Annotated in this window: 16 protein-coding genes and 1 pseudogene; 10 read left to right on the top strand and 7 right to left on the bottom strand. The window is 67.5% G+C overall.

Going from position 1 to position 23,024, the window contains the following annotated elements; all coding sequences use genetic code 11:
• Positions 1–116: 116 nt before the first annotated feature.
• Together AC1DZQ_RS02560 and AC1DZQ_RS02565 are read right to left on the bottom strand one after the other, a co-directional pair.
• The gene (locus AC1DZQ_RS02560) at positions 117–1,133 is read right to left on the bottom strand and encodes a LacI family DNA-binding transcriptional regulator (RefSeq protein WP_476962006.1); all 1,017 of its coding nucleotides are present in this window, start codon (positions 1,131–1,133) and stop codon (positions 117–119) included.
• A gap of 157 nt (positions 1,134–1,290) precedes the next feature.
• The gene (locus tag AC1DZQ_RS02565) at positions 1,291–2,616 is read right to left on the bottom strand and encodes a right-handed parallel beta-helix repeat-containing protein (protein WP_476962007.1); all 1,326 of its coding nucleotides are present in this window, start codon (positions 2,614–2,616) and stop codon (positions 1,291–1,293) included.
• A 239-nt stretch (positions 2,617–2,855) separates the two neighbouring features.
• Between AC1DZQ_RS02565 and AC1DZQ_RS02570 the strand changes: the two genes are divergently transcribed.
• The 7 genes from AC1DZQ_RS02570 (at position 2,856) to galT (ending at position 12,661) form a co-directional block, all read left to right on the top strand.
• Positions 2,856–4,172 (top strand): ABC transporter substrate-binding protein, encoded by a 1,317-nt coding sequence (locus tag AC1DZQ_RS02570; protein ID WP_476962008.1) that lies wholly within the window; start codon positions 2,856–2,858, stop codon positions 4,170–4,172.
• Positions 4,173–4,247: 75 nt separating this feature from the next.
• Entirely contained in the window at positions 4,248–5,198 is a 951-nt protein-coding gene (locus tag AC1DZQ_RS02575; protein WP_476962009.1) for a carbohydrate ABC transporter permease, read from the top strand.
• A complete protein-coding gene (locus AC1DZQ_RS02580; RefSeq protein ID WP_476962010.1) occupies positions 5,195–6,163 on the top strand; it encodes a carbohydrate ABC transporter permease in 969 nt (322 codons plus the stop codon). The genes AC1DZQ_RS02575 and AC1DZQ_RS02580 overlap by 4 nt, the downstream gene beginning before the upstream one ends.
• Positions 6,164–6,165: 2 nt before the next feature.
• Positions 6,166–8,298 (top strand): beta-galactosidase, encoded by a 2,133-nt coding sequence (locus tag AC1DZQ_RS02585; protein ID WP_476962011.1) that lies wholly within the window; start codon positions 6,166–6,168, stop codon positions 8,296–8,298.
• 9 nt (positions 8,299–8,307) lie between these two features.
• Positions 8,308–9,108, top strand: coding sequence for a DeoR/GlpR family DNA-binding transcription regulator (locus tag AC1DZQ_RS02590; RefSeq protein ID WP_476962012.1), 801 nt, complete (start codon positions 8,308–8,310; stop codon positions 9,106–9,108).
• A gap of 120 nt (positions 9,109–9,228) precedes the next feature.
• Positions 9,229–11,469, top strand: a complete 2,241-nt coding sequence (locus tag AC1DZQ_RS02595; RefSeq protein ID WP_476962036.1) for an alpha-galactosidase — start codon at positions 9,229–9,231, stop codon at positions 11,467–11,469.
• A 1-nt stretch (position 11,470) separates the two neighbouring features.
• Positions 11,471–12,661, top strand: coding sequence for a galactose-1-phosphate uridylyltransferase (galT, locus tag AC1DZQ_RS02600; protein WP_476962013.1), 1,191 nt, complete (start codon positions 11,471–11,473; stop codon positions 12,659–12,661).
• A 52-nt stretch (positions 12,662–12,713) separates the two neighbouring features.
• Here galT and AC1DZQ_RS02605 read toward each other — a convergent pair whose 3' ends face one another.
• Positions 12,714–13,703, bottom strand: coding sequence for an LLM class flavin-dependent oxidoreductase (locus AC1DZQ_RS02605; RefSeq protein WP_476962014.1), 990 nt, complete (start codon positions 13,701–13,703; stop codon positions 12,714–12,716).
• 133 nt (positions 13,704–13,836) lie between these two features.
• A complete protein-coding gene (locus AC1DZQ_RS02610) occupies positions 13,837–14,631 on the bottom strand; it encodes a glycoside hydrolase family 25 domain-containing protein (RefSeq protein ID WP_476962015.1) in 795 nt (264 codons plus the stop codon).
• A 115-nt stretch (positions 14,632–14,746) separates the two neighbouring features.
• Here AC1DZQ_RS02610 and AC1DZQ_RS02615 point away from each other — a divergent pair.
• From AC1DZQ_RS02615 to AC1DZQ_RS02625, 3 genes and pseudogenes are all read left to right on the top strand, one after another.
• Positions 14,747–14,884, top strand: a pseudogene (locus AC1DZQ_RS02615) (type 1 glutamine amidotransferase domain-containing protein); the annotation flags it as partial.
• Positions 14,885–14,933: 49 nt separating this feature from the next.
• Positions 14,934–16,682 carry a helicase HerA-like domain-containing protein gene (locus tag AC1DZQ_RS02620; protein ID WP_476962016.1) on the top strand — a complete coding sequence of 583 codons (1,749 nt, stop codon included), beginning with the start codon at positions 14,934–14,936 and terminating at the stop codon, positions 16,680–16,682.
• A 135-nt stretch (positions 16,683–16,817) separates the two neighbouring features.
• On the top strand, positions 16,818–17,810 hold the full coding sequence (locus tag AC1DZQ_RS02625; protein ID WP_476962017.1) for a hypothetical protein: 993 nt from the start codon (positions 16,818–16,820) through the stop codon (positions 17,808–17,810).
• Between the two features lie 85 nt (positions 17,811–17,895).
• On the opposite strand, the gene AC1DZQ_RS02630 is transcribed toward AC1DZQ_RS02625, so the two are convergent.
• From AC1DZQ_RS02630 to AC1DZQ_RS02640, 3 genes are all read right to left on the bottom strand, one after another.
• A complete protein-coding gene (locus AC1DZQ_RS02630) occupies positions 17,896–19,851 on the bottom strand; it encodes an NHL domain-containing thioredoxin family protein (RefSeq protein WP_476962018.1) in 1,956 nt (651 codons plus the stop codon).
• The gene (locus tag AC1DZQ_RS02635) at positions 19,848–22,019 is read right to left on the bottom strand and encodes a bifunctional copper resistance protein CopD/cytochrome c oxidase assembly protein (RefSeq protein WP_476962019.1); all 2,172 of its coding nucleotides are present in this window, start codon (positions 22,017–22,019) and stop codon (positions 19,848–19,850) included. Before AC1DZQ_RS02635 ends, AC1DZQ_RS02630 begins: the two co-directional genes overlap by 4 nt.
• 197 nt (positions 22,020–22,216) lie before the next feature.
• Entirely contained in the window at positions 22,217–22,504 is a 288-nt protein-coding gene (locus tag AC1DZQ_RS02640) for an HU family DNA-binding protein (protein WP_011776355.1), read from the bottom strand.
• Between the last annotated feature and the right edge of the window lie 520 nt (positions 22,505–23,024).

The following is a 23,024-nucleotide window of genomic DNA, read 5'->3' on the forward strand; positions in this document are numbered from 1 at the left end:
CTCCTTGGGAGGGTTTGTCTGACGGTGAGTGCCAGGTTAGGTGTTCAGGGTTGGGTGTTCATGCAGGAAGAGGGTGAGGGGTCGTGGGCCGGCTTTCGGCCGGAAGACCCCGGCGGTCAGTCGGGGGCTGGTCCGGTGGAGGCCCTGACCACCAGGCGGGGCGCCGGGAGGAAGGTGTCCTCGCTGGGGTGGCCCCCGGCGAGCTGGCTCAGAAGGAGCTGGGCTGCGACCCGCCCCCACAGCATGGGGTCGGTGGCCAGGGTGGTGAGCGGCGGGTTCAGGTACTGGGTGAACTCCGCGTTGTCATAGCCGGTAACGGAAAGGTCTCCCGGGACGCTGAGCCCGAGGGACTGCGCATAGGACTGCCCGGCGGTGGCCATGAGGTCGTTGGCGTACACGATGGCTGTGGGCCGGTCCGCCCGGCGGAGCAGTTCTGCGGTGGCGGCCGCTCCGCCCGCGGCGGTGAAATCGGCGGCGGCAAAGAGGTCCGAGGGAAGGCCGGCGGCGGCCAGCGCGTCCTCCCAGGCCTGGCGGCGGCTCCGTCCGTGGATGTACTCCTGCCCGCCGCCCACATGGGCGATCCGGCGGTGCCCGAGGGCCACCAGATGTTCCACCGCCGCGACGATGCCAGCCGATTCGTCCACGGAGACCGCCGGAAACGGTGAGCCGGCGTCGGGCCGGTTCACTGTGACCGCAGGCAACTTGAGGTCAAGCAGCAGCGGAATGCGGGAGTCGTTGTGCCGGACGTCGGTGAGGATCACGCCGTCGACCCTGCCGTTGTCCACCAGCTTGCGGTAGCAGCGTTCCTCGGCGCCCGGCGCCGTGGCGACGCTCAGGACCAGGGTGTAGTCGTGCTCGGCGAGCGCGGTCTCGATCCCGGCGATGAAGGCCGGGAAGAAGGGGTCGGTTCCCAGCAGGGAGGGGTCCCGGGCCACGACGAGGCCCAGGGCGTAGGCCTTGGCGGAGGAGAGCCCTTTCGCCCGGAGGCTCGGCTTCCAGCCGAGGTCCTTGGCCACCCTGAGGATGCGTTCCCTCGTATCCGGGCTGACCCCGGGCTGGCCATTGAGGGCGTAGGACACGGCACCCTTGCTGACGCCGGCCGCCTGGGCGACGTCGCTGATGGTGACTGCCATGGAGCCGTTCCCTTCGGATGTGGTCCTGAGGCAGGTCGCCGCACTGAACCGGTTAAGTGATGCGTCCTACTAAACCGGTTCAGTTGCCGCTTGTCAAGGGTGGCCCCTGGGCAGTGCCGGCCTGGCGGCAGCGAAGCAGCGGCCCGGCCACGGCGTTTCAGCAGTTGGCCGGCCGGTATTCGTAGGCTCCGGTATCGGCCGCGCCGCCGCCCTGGCAGTCGCCCTTTTGGTTGGCCGGCCGGCCGTCCAGATCCATGGGGAACGGGCTGGCCCCGGCCCGGTCAATGGCCGGGCTCGCGCCGGAGAGGTGGAGATCGGCGGGGGCATTCACAAAGTCGGCCGGTTCGGTGGTGGAGGTGGCGCTGGGAACGATGTTGGTGGGGCCGTTGAGGACGTTCTCCTGCTCGGTCCAGCCAGTGCTGTCCATCCACAGCGCGTTGCGGGCCGCCACCAGGATGTTTCCCCTGACGACGGTGGAGGCCGGGCATGACGCGTGGCAGACGAGGGCCTGGGAGTCCGGGCCGTCCAGCCACACGGTGTTGTATTCGAAGGTGGTGCCGTTGGTCGGGCCGAACGACGACGTCCTGCCGCGCGCGATCAGCCCCATGGCCTGGGAACAGTTGGGACCGCAGGTGGACCGGACGAGGTTGTAGCTGTAGGTGTTACCGTCGGCAGTTCCGCCTGTTCCGCGCCCCAATTCGGAGAAGACGTTGTTATCCACGGCCACATTGTGGTGGATCCTGTTCCGGTTGCCGTTGAAGATTTCGAACGCACTGCCGTCGTGGCCAAAGTCGTAGGACAACGCGGTGGAGCCGGTGATGGTGTTGCCGGCGAACTCGTTGTCGCTGCCGTTGATCAGGAAACCGAAGGCGCCCGAGTCGTCATCGCACTTCAGCGACGTCGCGGTGCCACACAGCTCGCCCGGCGTATTGACGTTCATGATGTTGTTGTCCGCGAGCGTGTTGTTGGCATAGGTGCCGAAGTCGGAGCCCTCGCTCACCTTGATGCCCGCGGCGTTATTCCGTGCGGCGGAATTCCGCACGGAGCCGTGGTCGCCGTAGACGCTGAAGCCCGCATAGCCGCACGACTCCGCCCGCAGGCCGTCCACGGTGATGTAGTCGCCGTCGAGCCTGACGCACGTACCTGCCATTCCCCCCGTAATGGCGGGCGGATCGCCGCTTCCGTAGGCATTCAGGGTGACCTTGAGCCGGCTGGTGCCGCTCTGGCCGACCACAAGACCGCCGGAGAAGATGTCTCCGCGGCGAAAACTGACCGAGTCCCCGGGCCGCAGCGCAGTGGCGTTGACCTTATCGAGGGTCGCCCAGGCCGATTGCGGCGATGTGCCGTCGTTGGTGTCGCTGCCGTCGGCGCTCACGTAATACGTGGCGCCCTCGGCCGACGCCGGCGCGGACGCGCCGCCAAGCAATCCACCCAAAAACAGCAGGACTATCAGCGTGGCGGCGGCTGTGGCCTTGATCTTCATGGGTGCACCTGGGTTTTCGCCATGTATCCGCGGATCCGGGTGCCACCGCCGGGCGGCGGACCACGTCGGCACCCTGAGGGCCTTAACGCTAAGAGCGGGCCGGTACTAAGTCAACGGACAGGACCGGCCAAGCGAACCATAGTGTTCTTTTTTGCTACTTGACGTTCTTTATTGTGCGAATATGATTGCTAATTATGTGATCTGCTTCACTCCACCCGCATTATTTCAAAGGAGAAATTATGACCATGCATGAAGACGCACTGCTCCGGGCCTCCAGCCAGGGCGGGTGGGACCGGAGGACGCTGCTGAAGACCTTCGGCGCCGGAGCAGTCGCGATGGCCGGCATTCCCCTGCTCTCAGCCTGCACGGGCGGCACCGCACCTGCCAGCAGTGGTGCCACGACGGCCACCTTCGGCTCCGGATCCTCCGACGAGGTCCCCAAGGCCGCCTACAAGGCAGTGACCGACGCATTCCAGAAGAAGTCCGGCGTCACGATCACCACCAACGTGGTGGCGCACAACGATTTCCAGAACAAAATCAACACCTACCTCCAGGGCAGCCCAGACGATTCGTTCACCTGGTTCGCCGGCTACCGCATGCAGTACTACGCCGGCAAGGGACTCCTCGCCCCGATCGACGATGTCTGGGAAAAGGTCGGCGCAAACTACTCCGACGCCCTGAAAAAAGCCTCGACGGGCGCCGACGGCAAGATGTACCTGATCCCGAACTACAACTACCCCTGGGGCTTCTTCTACCGGAAGAGCCTCTGGACGGAAAAGGGCTACGCCGTCCCCACGACGTTCGATGAGCTGAAGACCCTCGCCGCCAAGATGAAGGCCGACGGCCTGATCCCGATTGAATTTGCGGACAAGGACGGCTGGCCCGCCATGGGCACCTTCGACTACCTGAACATGCGCCTGAACGGCTATCAGTTCCACATGGACCTCACCGCGCACAGGGAAAGCTGGGACCAGAAGAAGGTCAGCGACGTCTTCGACACCTGGAAGGCCCTGCTGCCGTACCAGAACCCGAACGCCCTCGGCATGACCTGGCAGGACTCGGCGAAGTCCCTCGCGGACAAGAAATCCGGCATGTACCTGCTCGGCTCCTTCCTGACCCAGCAGTACACGGACAAGGCAATCGCCGACGACATCGATTTCTTCCCGTTCCCCGAGGTCGCGGTGGAAGGCCAGGACGCCATCGAGGCACCCATCGACGGCCTCCTGCTCTCCAAGAAGGGCGGTCAGAACCAGGCCGCCCGGGATTTCCTGGCCTACGTAGGCACCCCGGAGGGACAGGATGTATACGCCTCGGTCGACTCCTCCAACATCGCCACCGCCAAGGGCGCCGATACCTCCAAGTTCACGCCGCTCAACAAGAAACTGGCCGAGGCCATCAGCGGCGCCAAGAACATCAGCCAGTTCTTCGACCGCGATGCCCTGCCCGCCATGGCCAACAACGTGATGATCCCGGCCCTCCAGTCCTTCATCAAGGACGGCAACGTCGATGTGAAGAACCTGGAAGCCCAGGCCAAGTCCCTGTACGCCGCCCAGTAGAGGCGTGTCTGCCCGCGCGTTTCGCACGCGCATTTCACCCTGTATTTCCCAGCAGTCCCAAGGCAAGGAATCTCCATGAGTGTCTCTACCAATCCGACGGCGCGGGGGCGCAAAGCAGCCGCCGCCCCCGCGCGGCGGGTTCGGCGGCTGTCCGGCCGCGACAAACTGGTGCTGGGCTTGATGGTGGGCGTCCCCACGCTGATCCAGCTCGTATTGGTCTGGATCCCCACGCTCATGTCGGTCGGACTGTCCTTCACCCGGTGGAACGGGCTGGAGCTGAACGACATCAAGCCCGCCGGCGTCGAGAACTACCTGTTCATCGCCCAGGACTACCCGCCGTTTTGGCCGGCCATGCAGCACAACGTGCTGTGGCTGGCATTCCTGGCACTTGTCGCCACTCCGCTGGGGCTGCTGCTAGCCGTGCTCCTGGACCAGAACATCCGCGGCACGCGGATCTACCAGAGCATCTTCTTCGCCCCGGTGATGCTGTCCCTGGCCCTGATCGGGATCATCTGGCAGCTGTTCTACAACCGTGACAGCGGCCTCCTGAACTTCATCCTCGGCACGGCGGGCACGCCCCAGGCCGTCGACTGGTTCGGGGATTCCAGCGTCAACATCTGGGCTGCCCTCTTCGCCGCCACCTGGCGGCACGCCGGCTACGTCATGATCCTGTACCTGGCCGGGCTCAAGGGCGTGGATCCGACCCTGCGCGAGGCGGCCCAGATCGACGGCGCCAACGCCGTCCAGACCTTCTTCCGCGTGATCTTCCCGGCCATGCGCCCGGTCAACGTCATCATCATCGTCATCACCGTCATCGAATCCCTCCGGGCGTTCGACATCGTCTACGTGATCAACCGCGGCACCAACGGGCTCGAACTGATCAGCGCCCTGGTCATCCAGAACCTGGTGGGCGAGGGGCAGGTGATCGGCATCGGCTCGGCGCTGGCCGTCATCCTGCTCGTCATCTCGCTGATCCCCATCACGTTCTACCTGTCCCGCGCGTTCGGAAAGGACAAAGAGGCATGAGCATCGCCCATCCAACCGATGCCGCCGCGGCCGGCAGCCCGGCGGACGCTGCGCAGCGCAGCTCCGGCCCGGGCAGGACCGGCCCCCGGCCGGGCCAGCCGGCCAACAACAAGCAGGGCAGGCGGCACTACGGCACCCACGTCTTCCTCATCGTCATGGCGGCGATCTGGCTCGTACCCCTCGGCTGGGCCATTTTCACTGCCCTGCGGCCCAAGGCGGACACCGACAAATACGGTTACTTCAGCACCGGCGGGGCGTTCAACTTCGACAACTTCATCCAGGCCTGGACGCAGGGCGGCTTTGCCCAGCTGTTCTGGAACTCCGTGCTCATCACGGTCCCCTCGGTGTTCCTGATCCTCTTCTTCGCCTCCATGATGGCGTTCGCCGTGAGCCGGGTGAGCTGGAAGTTCAACATCACCCTGCTGATCATGTTCACCGCCGGAAACCTGCTGCCCCCGCAGGTGCTCGCGGCGCCGCTTTTTGAAATGTTCAAACACTTCGAGCTTCCCTACGCCGTCAGCGATTCCGGGAACCTGCTCAACACCTACATCAGCGTGATTGCCGTGGACACCGCCTTCCAGATCGGCTTCGTGACGTTCGTCCTTTCGAACTACATGAAAGCCCTGTCCCCCGAACTGACCGAGGCGGCCCTGGTTGACGGGGCCGGCGTCTGGCGCCAGTACTGGGACATCATCCTGCCGCTGTGCCGCCCGGCCCTGGCCGCCATGGGCACGCTCGAGGTGATCTTCATTTACAACGACTTCTTCTGGCCCCTGCTCTTCATCCAAAGCGGCGACCGCCTTCCGGTCACCACCGCGATCAACAACCTCCAGGGTCAATTCCTCTCCAACTACAACCTGATCGCCGCCGGCGCCATGATCACCGCCGTTCCGGCTCTGATCATCTACTTGCTCCTGCAGCGCCATTTCGTGGCGGGCCTGACCCTCGGCTCCAGCAAAGGATAAACGTGGACTTCAACACCAACCACAGCAACAACGGCATGGACTACATCACCGCCCGCCTCGGCGCCGAGGGCTCCCCGATGCTGGCATTCGGCGGAGACTACAACCCGGAGCAGTGGCCCGAGGAGACCTGGGACGAGGACGTCCGGCTGATGCGCGAGGCCGGCGTCAACCTGGTCAGCGTAGGCATCTTCAGCTGGTCCCTGCTGGAGCCGTCCGAGGGCGTCTACGAGTTCGGCTGGCTGGACCGGGTGCTGGACCTGCTGCACGCGAACGGCATCCGGGTGGACCTGGCGAACGCCACGGCATCCCCGCCGCCCTGGTTCAGCCACAAGTACCCCGAGTCCCTTCCGGTAACGGCCGACGGCGTGCGGCACAGTTACGGTTCCCGGCAGGCCTTCGCGGCCTCGAGCGCCGACTACCGCCGGGCCGCCGCTGCCCTCACCGAGCAGATCACCCTCCGGTACAAGGACCATCCCGCCGTCGTGATGTGGCACGTCCACAACGAGTACGGCTGCCACAACCAGCCGGATTTCTCGGACGGCGCCGCCGCCGGTTTCCGGCGCTGGCTCGAACGCCGGCACGGCAGCCTCGAGGCCCTCAACGCCGCGTGGGGCACGGCCTTCTGGTCCCAGCGCTACTCGGCCTGGGAGCAGATCCTGCCGCCGAGGACCTCCGGGACCTGGGTCAACCCGACCCAGCAGCTGGACTTCGCCCGCTACTCCTCCGATGAGCTGCTCGAATGCTACAAGGCCGAGGCCGCGATCATCCGCTCGCATTCGGGACATCCCGTCACCACCAACTTCATGGGTTTCAACATGGGCCTGCACCAGCCCGTGGACTACTGGCGCTGGTCCGAGGAGATGGACGTGGTCTCCAACGACCACTACCTGATTGCCGAGGATCCGCGGAACTTCCAGGAACTGGCGGCAACCGCAGACCTCACCCGAGGCTGGGCCAAGGGCAAGCCGTGGCTGCTCATGGAACACTCCACCTCTGCCGTGAACTGGCAGCCCCGCAACATCGCCAAAGCGCCCGGCGAGATGCTGCGCAATTCCCTGCAGCATGTTGCCCGCGGCGCCGACGGTGCGCTCTTCTTCCAGTGGCGGGCCTCGCGTGCCGGCGCCGAAAAGTTCCATTCCGGGCTGCTGCCGCATGCCGGCACGGACACGAAGGTTTGGCGCGAAGTGGTCCAGCTGGGCCAGGCACTGCGCAGCCTGGCCGAAGTCAGCGGCTCGGTGGTCACGGGCGCCTCCGGCCGGGTGGACGTCGCGATCCTCCACGACACCGACGCCCGCTGGGCCTCGGAACTGGACTCGCACCCGAGCGTGGACGCTTCCAACATCGCCGAAACCCGGCGCTGGCATGATGCCTTCTACCGGGCCGGCATCCCCACCGACTTCCGCCAGAGCACCGACGACCTCTCCGGCTACCGGCTCGTCGTCGCGCCGATGCAGTACCTCGTGAGCGATGCCGGGGCCGCGAAACTGGACGCGTACGTGCGCTCCGGCGGCAACCTCGTGGTGACCTACTTCTCCGGTATTGTGGACGAAAATGACCACATCAGGCTTGGCAGCTACCCCGGCGCGTTCAGCGGACTGCTGGGCATCCGGATGGAAGAGTTCTTCCCGCTGCGCGGCGGCGAAAGCGTCCGGCTCGGCAGCTTCGGGGCAGGCACTTGCTGGAACGAAATGGGGCATGCCACCACCGCCGAGGTCCTCGCGGCCGTGGAAGAGGGACCGGCCGCCGGCTCTCCCGCCGTGACCCGTAACCGCGCCGGAAGCGGCCGCTCCTACTATGTCGCCACGTCACTCGCGCCGGAAGGCCTGGGTGAACTGCTCGCCGTCGTCTGCGCCGATGCCGGCGTGCAGCCGCTCGTTCCGGAGCTGCCGGACGATGTGGAAGTGGTCCGGCGCAGCAAGGACGGGACCGACTGGACGTTCTGCATTAACCATGGGGCTCACGACGTCCGGCTGCCGCTGGACGGCGTCGACCTGATCACCGGCGCCGAGCTCGACGGCGGGCTCGGCCTCGCGGCCGGCGGTGTCGCCGTCGTCCGTTCCCGCGCCGCCCAATTGGTCGGCACCTCCGCCAGCCACTCAACCCAGTCAAGCCTGCCAAACCACTCAACCCAGTAAGGACTCCACATGCTAGCCGCAGCCCGCCATTCCGCCATTCTCGCGGAGGTCCAGCGTGAGCGGATCGTCCGTGTCGCGGACCTCGCCAACATGCTCGGCGTCTCGCTGATGACCGTGCGGCGGGATATCGAGGCCCTCGACGCGGCGGGCACCGTGGAGAAGATCCACGGCGGGGCCAAGCTGCCCGGCGGAGCCGGCACGCACGAGCCAGGCTTCGAGCTGAAGGTGACCCAGCTCCAGGACGAGAAGATGGCGATTGCACAGGAGGCGGCCGCACAGGTGCGCGAGGGCATGGCGGTGGGGCTCAGCGCCGGCACCACCACGTGGGCGCTGGCCCAACTGCTGTCCGCCGGTCCGCGGATCACGGTGGTCACCAACTCCGTTCGGATCGCGGACGTCTTCCACCAGAGCGCCTCACCGTCCACCGTGATCCTGACCGGCGGCGAGCGCACGCCCTCCGATGCCCTCGTCGGTCCGCTGGCCACTTCCTCGCTCAAACAGTTGCACCTGGACGTGCTGTTCCTCGGCGTCCACGGTGTCGACGCCGACGCCGGGTTCACCACCCCCAACGTGCTCGAAGCCGAAACCGACCGGGCCTTCGTCACCGCGGCCCGCCGGGTGGTGGTGCTGGCCGACCACACAAAGTGGGGCACCCTCGGCATCAGCACCATCGCCGGCCTGGAGGACGCTGACGAACTGATCAGCGATGACCTCCTTGGCAGCGAGGCCCGGCGCATCCTCGGCGAGCGCGTCGGCCGGCTCCGCCTGGCCCGCACCGGCGCAGCCAGCCCCACAGCAGCCACAGGCTGACCGGAACGGCCCCCGCCCACCCAAACCACTACGCCTGGAGCTGCCGTGAACAACCCGGACCTCACCCTTGCCGCCGAGACCCGCTCCCCCGTGGGCGGCCCGGGCCTGTTGTCGTCGGATCTGCAGCCGTTGTACCTGCGTCGCTCCGGAACGTCCCTGCTCATCGACTTCAGCACGGGCGAGGCCGCCATGCTGCACTTCGGCGCCGACCTCGGCCCGGCGCTACCGGACCTTTCGCTGTTGGGCGAGGCCGTGCCGCACTCGGCCCTCGACGTCCCGGTCACGCTGGGACTGATCCCGCAGGCGTCCTCCGGCTGGCGCGGGCGGCCCGGCCTCCGCGGCCACCGGGACGGCCAGGCGTTCTCGGCCCGCCTGCGCATTGTCAGTGTTGAGCGTTCCGGTGGGGAGTGGTCCGGCGGGATGGACTGCTCAGCGGTCATCACCCAGGCCGATCCCGAGGCCGGTGTCAGCGTCCGCACGGAGATCAGGATCAACGACGGCGGCCTGCTCCAGCTCCGGCACCGGCTCGAGAACGACGGCGCCGGCCCCTACAGCCTTGACGAACTCGCTGCCGTGCTGCCCGTGGGCCGCGCCGCCACGGAAATCCTGGACCTGACCGGCCGCTGGTGCCGGGAATCCCACCCCCAGCGCCTGCCGCTGCACCAGGGCACGTGGGTCCGCTCGGGCCGGCACGGCCGGACCGGCCATGACGCCTCGCTCCTGCTGGCGGCCGGCACCCCCGGATTCGGCAACCGCCACGGGCAGGTCTGGGCCGTGCATCTGGGCTGGAGCGGCAACCACGAGAGCTTCGTTGACGCCGCCGCGGACGGCCGGACCGTCATGGGCGCCTCGGAACTGCTCGGCGCCGGCGAGATCAGCGTGGCCGCGAACGCCAGCTACGAGACCCCGTGGCTGTTCGCGGCGTACTCCGCCGCGGGCCTGGACGGCATCAGCGATGCGTTCTACACCTGGTTCCGCGGGCGCCAGCACCACCCCGGCGCGCGGTCCGGGAAGGCCCGTCCTGTGGTTCTCAACGTCTGGGAAGCGGTCTACTTTGACCACCGCCTCGAACCCCTGCTCGAACTCGCCGATTCCGCCGCCGGACTCGGCGTGGAACGCTTCGTCCTCGACGACGGCTGGTTCCGCGGCCGCCGGGACGATCACGCCGGCCTGGGCGACTGGTACGTCGACGGGGACCTCTGGCCCAAGGGCCTCACGCCGCTGATCGACGCGGTCACCGGCCACGGCATGGAATTCGGGCTCTGGGTCGAACCTGAAATGGTCAACGAAGACTCCGACCTGGCCCGCGCCCACCCGGACTGGATCGCCGGCCCGTCGCCACGGACCGCCGGGGGCAACCAGCCCGCCGGCGGCGGCCCGGCTGGCCGGCTGCCGGAACGGTGGCGGCACCAGCAGGTCCTTGACCTGGTCAATCCGGAGGCATGGCAGTACATCTACGACAGGCTCGATGCCCTGTTGAGCGAATACCGGATCAGCTACCTCAAGTGGGACCAGAACCGGGACCTGGCCGAAATGGGCCACGCCGGCGGCCCGTCCGTGCACGCCCAGACGCTGGCCGTCTACCGGCTCCTCGACGAGCTCCGATTGGCCCACCCCGGCATCGAGATTGAAAGTTGCTCCTCCGGGGGCGCCCGCGTGGATCTCGGAATCCTGGAACGCACCGACCGGATCTGGGCCTCGGACTGCAACGATGCCCTGGAACGCCAGACCATCCAGCGCTGGACCGGCCTGGTGGTGCCGCCGGAGCTCGTCGGATCGCACATCGGCCCCACCACGAGCCACACCACCGCGCGAACGCACGATCTCTCGTTCCGGGCGATCACCGCGATGTTCGGCCACTTCGGCCTCGAATGGGATGTCCGACGCCTCGCCTCTGCTGAACGCGCCGAGCTTGCCGGGGCGATCGCGCTGTTCAAGCAGTACCGTCAGCTCCTGCACAGCGGGCGCATGGTACGGGCCGACGAGCCCGATCCGGCCCTCCGGCTTCACGGCGTCGTGTCCCACGACGGCGGCGAGGCCCTCTACGCCCTGGTGTCCGTGGCAACGTCGTTCGCCGAAGTCCCGGGGCGGGTCTGCCTGCCGGGGCTGCTGCCGGACGCCGCGTACCGGGTGGAAGCGGTCTACCCCGCGGCCGATGACCGGCGGGCGTTCCTGCAGGCAATGCCACCGGCATGGCTTGCGGGCGGCATCGAGGCGTCGGGACGTTTCCTGGCGGAGTCCGGCCTCCCAATGCCGGTCCTGAACCCGGAGCACGGGCTGCTCCTGGACGTCCGCCGCGTCACCGCCGATCCAGCCGTCGATCCAGCCGCAAACAGCGTCCACCCCGTGAGGAACCCCTAGCATGGGCCAGATTACGAAACGCTCCTACAAGCTCTCCGACGGCCGGGACATCATCTACTTCGATGACGCCGATACCGTCCTGCCGCCGGACCGGGGGGACGATCTCCGCGCACCGGCGGTCCGTCCGGCCACGGCCACCATGCGCCAGGACGTCCTGACCGGGGAGTGGATTTCGATCGCGGCCGCCCGACAGAACCGGGTGGTCCTGCCGCCCTCGCACCTGGACCCGCTGGCCCCGGCGTCGCCGGAGAATCCCTCGGAAATTCCGAGCCTCTACGACGTCGCCGTCTTCGAAAACAAGTCGCCGTCCTTCGGACCGGATCTGGCGGGGGAAGCCGCGCCGGAGGGCTTGGATGACCTCGCTCAGGTGGGGCTGGGACGCAGCCGGCAGTCTGTGGGCCGGTGCGAAGTGGTGTGCTTCTCCCCGGAACACACCGGTTCCCTGGCGGCGCTGCCCCTGTCCCGGATGCGCACGGTGGTGGAAGCCTGGGCGGACCGGACGGCCGCGCTGGCCGCGCTGCCCGGCGTCGAACAGGTCTTTCCGTTCGAGAACCGCGGCGAAGCGATCGGCGTGACGCTGCACCACCCGCACGGACAGATTTACGCCTACCCGTACATCACGCCCCGCACGGCCCAACTGGTCCGCACGATCGAGAGCTACGGCGGCCCGCTGTTCGAGGACATCCTCAGCTTCGAGCAGAAATCCGAGCGAGTGCTGCTCCAGGGCGAGCACTGGACGGCGTTTGTCCCGTTTGCCGCGCGCTGGCCGCTGGAAGTGCACATCCTCCCGCACCGGCACGTCCCCGACCTCGCCGCCACAACGGATGAGGAACGCGATGAGTTCTCCGTGTTGTACGGCCGGCTCCTGCGCGGCGTCGATGCCCTCTATGACACCCCCACGCCGTATATTTCGGCCTGGCATCAGGCTCCCGTCCACGCCCACCGGGACGACATCCGGCTCATGCTGCAGCTGACCTCGCCCCGCCGGGAGGAGGACAAACTCAAGTACTTGGCAGGGTCGGAGGCTGCGATGGGCGCATTTATCGCGGACATCCCGCCGGAAACCGCCGCCGCCCGGCTCCGCGAGGCCATGGAAAAAGCCGGGCTCGAGCCATTCAGCGCAGAACTGCCGGCAACAGAACTGCCAGCAACAGAACAGCCCGCGTCCGAGGGCGCGCGCCGGGACCTGTAGCCCGGGACGCCGCTATGCGTTTAGGCCGTTAGGCGTTTAGGCCGTTAGGCCTTTAGGCCCGCACGAGCCGGGCGGCATCGGCCAGAAGTTCCACGGAACGGAGCCGGGGTTCGGTGCCGGTGCTCTGGTGCGCCACGATCAGTTCGTCGGCGTCGGCGTGCTCCGTGAACTCCTCGAGGTACGCCAGGACGGCCTCGGGAGTGCCCACTGCGGAGTACTTCATCATCTGCGCCAGGTGCTGGCCCTGGGGCGAGTCCAGGATCATGTCGGCCTCGTCGTCGCTGAAAACGCGGCCATTGCCGAAGAACAGGGAGACCCTGGCCCGCTTGGTGGCTTGGAACATCGCCTGGGCCTCCGCGGCCGAGTCCGCGGCAATGACATTGACGCCGGCGATCACGTGCGGGGCATCGAGCTGCGCGGAGGGCCGGAATTCGCGGCGGTAGACGGCCACCGCGTCCTGCAGCGCGTTGGGCGCGAAATGCGAGGCGAACGCGTAGGGCAGGCCCAGCTGCGCGGCCAGCCTGGCGCCGAACAGCGAGGATCCCAGGATGTACAGCGGCACGTTGGTGCCCTTGCCCGGGGTGGCCTCTACGCCCTGGATGCGGGTGGGGCCGGTCAGGTAGCCCTGGAGCTCCAGGACGTCCTGCGGGAAGCTGTCTGCCGACGCCGGATCCCGGCGCAGGGCGCGCATGGTGTTCTGGTCGCTGCCCGGCGCCCGGCCCAGGCCGAGGTCGATCCTTCCCGGGTGCAGGGTCTCGAGCGTGCCGAACTGTTCCGCGATGGTCAGCGGCGAGTGGTTGGGCAGCATGACGCCGCCGGCACCGAGCCGGATGCTGGAGGTGTGGGCCGCGACGTGGGCGATCAGCACGCTGGTGGCGGAGGAGGCGATCGAGGACATGTTGTGGTGCTCGGCGTACCAGATCCGCCGGTAGCCCCGGTCTTCGGCGAGCTGCGCCATGGCCACGCTTCCGGCGAAGCTCTCCGCCGCCGTCTGGCCCGGGCCGATGGTTGCGAGATCAAGAATGGAAAGTGGAACAGTCACGGAAAAGCCGGCCTTTCGTAGCGGAGCAGTGTGCGGGCCGGAGTTTGGACTGCGGTCCTGGGCGGCGCCGGGATTCCGGCGCGGGCACACTGGGGTCAACGACGGCGGCCCCCGGGATATTTCTGCCGGCGCCTCAGCCGCAGGAGTAGTTATAGTCCAGGCCGCCGGAGATGTACTGCGTCATTGAGACGCGGCTGCGCGGCGTGAGCCCGGGGAGGGCGCAGTTCGCCTTGGCGCGGGACGCCGATGCGGCACCGGCAAGCCAGCTCGGCAATCCTGCCAGCGGGCTGGTGAACTTCACCGTTCCGGCGATCTTCCCCCACTGGTAGGCGGTGGAGTAGAGGCCCACGCGGGCGCCGATCTTCTTGAAATAGGCGGTCAGGCCTTCCAGGACGGCGACGTTGGCGGCTTTGTCCGTCTGCCAAGTGTTTTCCGTTTCGACATCCAGCCACCAGAGGTAGGACTGCGGGTTGCTGACCCCGCGGCGCTTGGCGTCGTCGGCCGCCTTGGCCCACCCGTACATGTAGGAGCAGGCTTTGAACGACCCCAAGGCGCAGTTGCCGTAGGGGTTGGTGACCTTCACCCCGTCGTAGGTGTTCAACGTGGGCCACCAGGACCCCTGCCGTGCGGGGTTGGCGGTGTTGACGTACAGGGCCACCCTCGGCTGCGCCGTCGCTGCCGGGGACTTTGCGGTCTTCGCCCAGGCCAGTTGGCTCGCCAGGCAGGGGTTCGTGTTGTTGGCCAGGCCGTTGTTGACGCCGACAATCGCGAACATAGGCTGCTTTGGCAGGGGCTTGCCGCACTGCGGCCAGGACACGTCGATGCCCGGTCCCGGGGAAGTGGCGGCCGAGGCCGGGCTTCCGCCCAGGAAGACAAGGCCGAGGGTCACCACAAAGGCCAGTACGATGCGCGGGAGCGAGTTGGGCATGCCACAGTCTAAAGCAAAATCGCAAAAACGCTAATCGGTGGCGTAATTGGGACCCGGCGCCGATTTTGCCGCCGAAACGCCCACAGCGCATCCCGATGAGTGCCCCCGCGTCGCCCGGTCGAAGGGCGCGGTAATGGAGAACGGCGCGGCCTGGACGTCGCCTGTTGGCCGGGACGGAAACCTCATCACCGGACAGAACCCGCAGTCCAGCGAGCACGTGGCCAAGGAGGTCCTCAGGGCCCTCGCCGAATAGACCGGTCTTAGCCGGGTCCGGGAATCGCGGACCCGGCTAAGCTAACCGCATGGCCATCAAATCCACTGCAGACAAAGTCGCCACGATCCAGAAGGGCTACACCCTGGACGGCCCGACGATCGAGCTCGGGGCGGCGATCATCGATGGCGAGCTCCACAAGGAGGCGCCGGTCCGGCTGCCGCTCGCGATGATGAACCGGCACGGCCTCGTGGCCGGGGCGACAGGCACCGGCAAGACCGTCACGCTGCACATGATGGCCGAACAGCTCTCCACCGCGGGCGTGCCCGTCTTCCTGGCCGACATCAAAGGCGACCTCTCCGGGCTGGCCACCGCGGCCACGGGCAGCGACAAGCTCCTGGCCCGCACGGAGAGCCTCGGCCAGGCCTGGTCCGGCAAGACTTTCCCGGTGGAGTTCCTGGCCCTCGGCGGCGACGGCCAGGGCATACCGGTCCGGGCCACCATCACGTCCTTCGGACCCATCCTGCTCTCCCGGGTCATGGACCTGAACGAGACCCAGGAATCCAGCCTGCAGCTCGTCTTCCATTTCGCGGACACGAACAACCTGGAGCTGATCGACCTCAAGGACCTGCGGGCCGTGATCCAGTTCCTCACCTCGGCCGAGGGCAAGGACGAGCTTGCGGAACTCGGCGGCCTCTCCAAGGCAACCGCCGGCGTGATCCTGCGCGAACTGATCACGCTCGAGGCGCAGGGTATGGAGAAGTTCTTCGGCGAACCCGAGTTCGACACCGCCGAACTGCTGCGTACCGCGCCGGACGGTCGCGGCGTGGTGAGCTGCCTGGAGCTTCCGACCCTGCAGACCAAACCCATGCTCTTCTCGACGTTCCTCATGTGGCTGCTCGCCGACCTCTTCGAGGACCTGCCCGAGGCTGGGGACCTGGACAAGCCCAAGCTTGTCTTCTTTCTCGATGAGGCACACCTGCTGTTCAATGGCGCCTCGAAAGCCTTTCTTGATGCCATCACCACCACAGTCCGGCTCATCCGGTCCAAGGGCGTCGGCATCTTCTTCGTGACGCAGACCCCCAAGGATGTCCCCGCCGACGTCCTCGGTCAGCTGGCAAACCGCGTGCAGCACGCCCTCCGCGCCTATACCCCGGAGGACGCCAAGGCCCTCAGGGCCACCGTCTCCACCTTCCCGACCAGCGACTACGACCTCGAGGAGACCCTTACCACCGCCGGCATCGGCGAGGCCGTCATCACCGTCCTGAATGAGAAGGGCGCGCCCACCCCCGTGGCGCTGACCCGGCTGCGCGCCCCGGAATCCGTGATGGGTCCCAGCACCGACGAACTGGTCTCCAGCACCGTCGCCGCCTCCGCCCTGCTGCCTAAGTACGGCACCGCCGTCGACAACATCTCGGCGTACGAGAAAATCACCGGCAAGGACGGTGACTACACAGGCGCTGCCCCCACCGGGCCGGCCGCCGGCACCGCGCACCCGGGCGACGACCAGGGCGGTGCAGTGCAGGGCGGCGGAGTCCAGGGCGGTTTGGACCCTAGCGCCATTGACGCCGAAGCCCGGCGGATCGAGGAAGAAATTCTTGGCCGCCCCAGCAGCCGTCCCGCGCCGGCGCCTAGGATGCCCGACGATGGAAACGTGCCCGAGCGGCGCGCCCCCCGGCCGGCGCAGCCGAGAGACGGCGGTGGTGGCGGCATCGGCGGGGACCTCGCGGGGGCCTTGGGCGGTGGCCTCCAGAGCATGGCCCGTTCGCTGGGCACCCAGCTTGGCAGGGAGCTGCTGCGCGGCGTGTTCGGCACTTCATCCAAGCGCCGCCGCCGCTAGGGATCACCGCGGCGGCATCCAACCGAACGTTCCCGGCCCGCCGGCCCAGAAGGCCCTCCACCATGCTCCGCGTCACAGATGCGGACCGTGACAAGGGGATTCCCGTGGGGTACAGGTAACGTAAGAATGGTGCAGATGAGTCAGGCGTTGGTCAAAATCGCAGCCGTGTGGCTGCTCGGACTGATGCTTGCCGTGGCCGGGGCCATCGTGTCGATCAACGTGGTGAACGACTCCATTGCCGGGCCCCAGCAGCCAGTCCGCGAATATTTGAGTGCCCTGCAAAAGGGCGACGGCGAAAAGGCGCTGGGCCTGTTGCGGGCCTCCGTGCCGCAAAGCAACCCGGCGATGCTCGACGGCACCGCTCTGCAAACCGCGGCGGCCCGCATCTCCAACGTCAAGCTTGGCGCCGCGGAAGAGCGCGGCGCGAACCAGGTCATGGTGCCGATGGACTACACCGTCAACGGCAGCCAGTTGCGGGCTGAGTTCCTGTTGGAGCGCTCGGGCACCGAGTGGCTGTTCTTCCACAAATGGTCTTTCGTCCCCTCGGAGCTGCCCGTCCTGGACGTCACCGTGGTCAATTCCAGCGAGGCCACTCTCAACGGGGTACCGGTGAACATGCCCAACGGCCGCAACTCCTTCGCTGTCTTCTACCCCGGCGAGTACGAGGCGACCCTGAACGGACAGTACTTCTCCGCCCCGGCCACCCGCGCCACGGTGTCGGGCGGGGACGCGCGCCCGGCCTCACTGAACCTGATGACCGAGGCCACCGGCGCCCTGAAGGAGGCCGTGAGCGGGAAGGTCAAGGAGTTCCTGGACTCCTGCGCCGACGAGGCCAACAAGCAGCAAAAGCTGCAGCCCAACTGCCCGTTCTACCACGCCACCATCAACCGCGTGACGGAAGGGACCATCGACTGGAGCATCACGGACTACCCCAGCGTCAGCATCGAGCCGTTCGGCGGTCGCTGGGTGGTGGCGCCCCTCGACGGCAAGGCCCGGATCAAGGCGCGCCAGCAGGACCTGTTCTCGGGCGCCGTGTCCGACATCGACTCCGTCCACGATTTCAGCTTCACGACCCGATTGGACATCGACGGAGACACCGTCAAACTCACGCCGCAGCTGGACTACTAGGCCGCCGCCCGAACAAAGCCAAAGGCTGCTGTCCGTGACACCGGGTCACGGGCAGCAGCCTTTTAATCAGCCTTGGCGCAGCGGCTCAGTCCATTCCGCGCAGGTCCAGGACCAGTTCGGTGTCGCCGTCGGCCTGCAGGAGCACGGGGATTCCCCAGTCCTGCTGGTAGAGGTGGCAGGCCGCATGGTCCGGGATCTCGCCGTCGGCGTCTTCCGGTCCGTCGCACGCGGCCGCGCGGGCGGTGATGTGCAGGACGCCTTCGGGAACGTCGGCGGAAAGCTCCAGGGTGCGGAGGAGCCCCACGGATGTGCCGCCGCCGGAGACCAGCAGCTCAGGGGGCGTGGAGGAGATCTTCAGCTGGGTGGGATCGCCCCAGCGGTCGTCCAGCTTCTGCCCTGTGGGCGCCTCGAAGCGGACCGCCAGTTCGAGCGGCCCGGGCGCCACGGGGCTCTTGGGCCGGTGGGTCTGCGCAGCGCCTTCGTCCACCTGCTGGGCTTCCTTGGGGATGGGCACGTAGACGAGCTGGTGCTTGTTGGCCTCGACCACCACCAGCAACGGCTCGGATCCGGCCACCTGGGTGTGGTCCACAATCACGTCCGAGGGCTCGGACAGTCCGCGTGCCAGCGTGGAGACCGTGCCCGTTGCCGGGTCGTAGCGGCGGACTGCGCCGTTGTAGGTGTCCGCGATGGCCACCGAGCCGTCAGGGAGCACCGTCACGCCGAGCGGGTGCTGCAGCCGCGCGTCTGCGGCGGTGCCGTCGCGGAAGCCGAAGTCGAACAGGCCCTTGCCCACCGCGGACTCGACGGTGATGCTGCCGGCGTCGTCAATCACGAGTTTGCGCAGGGCGGAGGTCTCGGAGTCAGCCACCCAGATGTTGCCGTCGGCGTCTTCGGCGAGGCCGGAGGACTGGGCGAACCAGGCTTCGGCGGCCGGGCCGTCCAGAAGCCCTTCGAGGCCGTTGCCGGCGATGATCTTTACGGCGCCGGAGGTCGGCTCGAAACTGAAGATCTGGTGCACTCCTGCCATCGCCACCACCACGGCGTTGAGCTTCGCGGACCAGACGACGTCCCACGGCGAGCTCAGGGACACCGCAAGCGGGTCCGCCTCGAGCCGCGTACCGTAGGCGGCGCCTTCCTCGTCCACGCGGGCCGGGCCGGTTTCCAGCAACCGCTGCACGCCGTTGCCGGCCAGCGTCCGGACGGTTCCGTCCGCGAGGGACAGCCCGCGGAGCCGATGGTTCACGGTATCTGCAATGACGACGTCGTAACCGGCGTCCGCGGCGACGTCCTCGGGCAGCAGCACCAGGCCCTGCGGTTCATTGAACCGGGCGGTGGCGGCGTTGCCGTCGGCGTGGCCCTTTTCGCCGGAGCCGTACGTGGCCAGCACGGTCTCAAAGTCGGTGGAGAGCTCCACGAGCCGGTGATGGCCGGTGTCGGTCACCAGCCACGAGCCGTCGCCGCTTCCAACGCCGCGGCCGGCGGGCAGGTACAGGGCCTTGCCCGGGAAGCGCAGCGTGCCCGACGTCGGTTCCGGCGCCACGTAGGGGCCGTCGCCGCGGTGCAGGGTTCCTCTGGCCTCATGTTCGGCAATCAGTTCGGGGATCAGCACGGAGAGGCCGTCCGCGTGGCCTTCACCGGAGAGGTGCGCCACGATGTAGCCCTCGGGATCGATGACCACCAGGGTGGGCCAGGCCCGGGCCGTGTAGGCCTTCCAGGTGTCCAGCTCGGGGTCGTCGAGGACCGGGTGGCGGATCTCGTAGCGTTCGACGGCGGCCGCCAGCGCCACGGGATCGGCCTCGTGCTCGAACTTGGGCGAATGCACGCCGACCGTCACGAGGACATCCGAGTACTGCTGTTCGAGCGGGCGGAGTTCGTCCAGGACGTGCAGGCAGTTGATGCAGCAGAACGTCCAGAAGTCCAGCAGCACGATCTTGCCGCGCAGGGATTCAAGGTCCAGGGACTTGCCACCGGTGTTCAGCCAGTTGCGGCCCACCAGTTCGGAGGCCCGGACCCGGAGGTGGGTGCGTACGGTTTCGGTCATGAGCGTCCTTCCAGCTTTGAATTGCGTTCGGCAAGCCTGGCGTCGCGCTCGGCCAGCTTGGCAAACATATCGTTGTAAGCGGTGAGCTCGGCGTCGTTATTCCTGTCCGCCGCCCGGTCGGTGCGTTTGGACTCGCGCGCGTCGGACTGGGACCACATCACGGCGACGCCGATCGCCACCAGCAGGGTTGGCACTTCGCCAATCCCCCAGGCCACGGCACCGCCCATCTGCTGGTCCAGCAGGGCCGAAGGGCCCCACGTCCGTCCCAGGTTGCCGAAGTAGTCCGCGGCCAGCAGCCCCGTGCCGCCCATGATGGCGACGCCGAAGAACGCGTGGAAGCCCATGGTGGCCAGCAGCAGCAGCAGCCGCATGGGGTAGGGTGCGCGGCGCGGCAGCGGATCGGTGCCGATCATGGTGAGCACGAAGATGTAGCCGGTGAGGGCGAAGTGCAGGTTCATGAGCTCGTGGCCCACGTGGTCCCGCATCGCGTAGCCGAACGCGTCCGAGTAGTAGAAGAGCACGATCGAGCCGGCGAAGTTGGCGGCCGCGAACAGCGGGTGGGTCACCAGTTGGGAGAACTTGGAGTGGATGAAGATCATCAGCCACTCACGCGGTCCGCGGGAGCTGTCGCGCCGCGGGGTGAGCGCCCGGAGCGCCAGGGTTACGGGGGCGCCGAGGACCAGGAAGATGGGGGCCACCATGGTCAGGGCCATGTGGTCCACCATGTGCGCCGAAAACAGTACCCTGCCATAGACCGACGGCGGCCCCGAGGTCACGTAGGTGAGGACCATAAGTCCGATCACCCAGTTGACCGTCCGGAACCAGGGCCACGAGTCGCCCCGCTTCATCACCTTTCGTACGCCGAGGAGGTAGGCCGCCAGGGCAAAGACGGCGACGGCGATCCAGAGCCAGTCGAGCCGCCACTCCGTGAGCCATCGTTCCGGGGTCAGTTCCGGCGGCAGCTCGTAGCCCGAGAGGATGAAGGCCGGCGAAGCGTCGGGTGCGAAGGTGGTGGGCTGCGGTGGCGCGGAGCGCCCCAGCGCAACGGCGATCCCGGACGTCGCTCCCATGATGATCAGCTCCACAATCACCAACTGCCACAGCACGCGGCGCGCGGACCTGGCCATGGCGCGGTTGCCAAGCTGCGGGATGACCCAGCGGCGGTGCATGAGCCCGATGCCGCCCAGCACCAGGACCGCTGCCGTCTTGGCGAGGATCAGTTGCCCGTACGCCGAGCCGAAGAGGTCTGCCCAAGTGGTGAGGCGGATGCTGGCGTTGATCACGCCTGAGGCGAAGACCAGGGCGAAGGCAAAACCCGCGAGGGATGAGAACCGGCGCAGGGTTGGCTCGATGATGTCTGCGGTCCCAGTAGCGCCTGAGGAGCGGCCGGCGGCGCCTGTGCCGCCCAGGACGCCGGAGAGGACTGCGAGCATGATGATGCCGCCCACCCAGGCCGATACGCCCACCAGGTGCAGGCCGAGCGAGTTGATGGCGCCCTCGTGGTCGCTGGAGCTTGAGGAGTGCCCGATCAGGGCGGCGGGGACCAGTCCGATCAGCGAAAGGACCAGCGTCAGTGCCAAGCCCCCGCGGGAGCGCACTCCGAATAGGGCGGTGGTAACGACGGCCGCGATGATCACCACAGCCAGCCACGCGCGTCCGGTTTCGATGTCCGTCATGAAGTACACGAGGGAGCGCGTGAATTCCGGATCCCCGGAGATGCCCTGCCCTGCAATGTCCGCGTAGCCCAGGACCAGCACGGTGATCGCGGAGAGTGTCCAGACGGCGCCGGCGGCCGCTGCCACGGCCAGCGCCCGGGTGAAGGCCGGATGTTCCGGAGCGTCCTGCTCCTTGGACCGGGAGCCGGACCGGTTCCGCGGGAGGATGGCGACGGCGAAGATGAGGCCACCGATCACGGTGGCTACGGCGACGTTGTGGATCGCTTTGCTCACCGGAAGCCCCCAGCGCACCAGCGCACCCGGATCTGAGACCTCGCGGGCGGCTGCCGCTCCGGAGAAGATGAGTGCCAATACCAGGCCCACGAACAACGCGCCAAGGCCGGCGATCAGCCACGGCCGGGATATCCCGGCGGGACCGGATTCAGGGCCACGTCCGTCCTCGGAGGGAACGGGCGCTGCGGTTGTGGGCGTGGGATTTGCTGCGGAAGGCACACCTCCATTGTCCGCTACGCCGCCGTGCTCAGCGAATCGGCCCCGGCGTTGGCATTCGGGGATCCGCCAATGCGGGTGGTCGTGAAAGGGCGGCGGATTGGCCGGGGACCGGCCGGGCCCCGGGCGGAGGATTGGCCGGGGACGCAAAAGGAGCGGCAACCCGATGGTTGCCGCTCCTTTCAAGCCTGCGAAGAAGACTACTTCTTCTTGGCGACTGCAGCCTTCAGCTTGGAGCCGGCGGTCAGTTTGACGCTGTGGCCAGCGGCAATCTGGATGGTCTCGCCGGTCTGCGGGTTGCGGCCGGTGCGAGCTGCACGGTCGGTGCGCTCGACGGCAAGCCAGCCCGGGATGGTGATCTTTTCGCCCGCGGCGACAGAGGTCTCGAAGACCTCGAACAGTGCGTCGAGCACGGAGTTGACTGCTGCCTGGCTGGTGCCGGCCTTGCCTGCTACCTCTGCAACAAGTTCACTACGGTTCTTAGCCATTTATGTCCTCCTGGACGGTCACGATTTTGGAGCCTGCACACGGCATGCGTACAAACCACTGTTCGAAAACTTACCAGCTTGGCGCCTCAGAGGTGGCAAATTCCGCGTGTTTTCGGCCTTTTTTGGGGAAAATCACTGGAATCGGCGCCGATCGCGGTCAAATTGCGCCGAGAGCGGACGCCCTCTCGTCGGGGCCGGTTCAGCGAGATCCGGCGTGGTCCCCGTCGGCGGTCCTTTCTCCGCCGGGCAGTCGGCTGGAGCTGGGGTCCCTCTTCCCCAACTGGCTCGCAGCTGGGGCCGTTGTGGGGCTGTTAACGGCCCCTGCTGCGGGTCAGTTGGGGTGCGGCACGTGCCGGGCGGCGCCCGGTTGGGATGCCCCGCCGGCTTGTGCGGCGTTGAGGCAGCGTGCGGGAGGTGGGGGCGTCCTAGTGGTTGGGGCGGCCTCCCTCCCGGCCTTCCAGGGGCCGGTCAGCTGATTCCGTTTGGGGGTTAAATGCGGGAGGACCCCCAACGTTGGTTG

Source organism: Arthrobacter sp. P1_C12_2 (genome assembly GCF_056406415.1).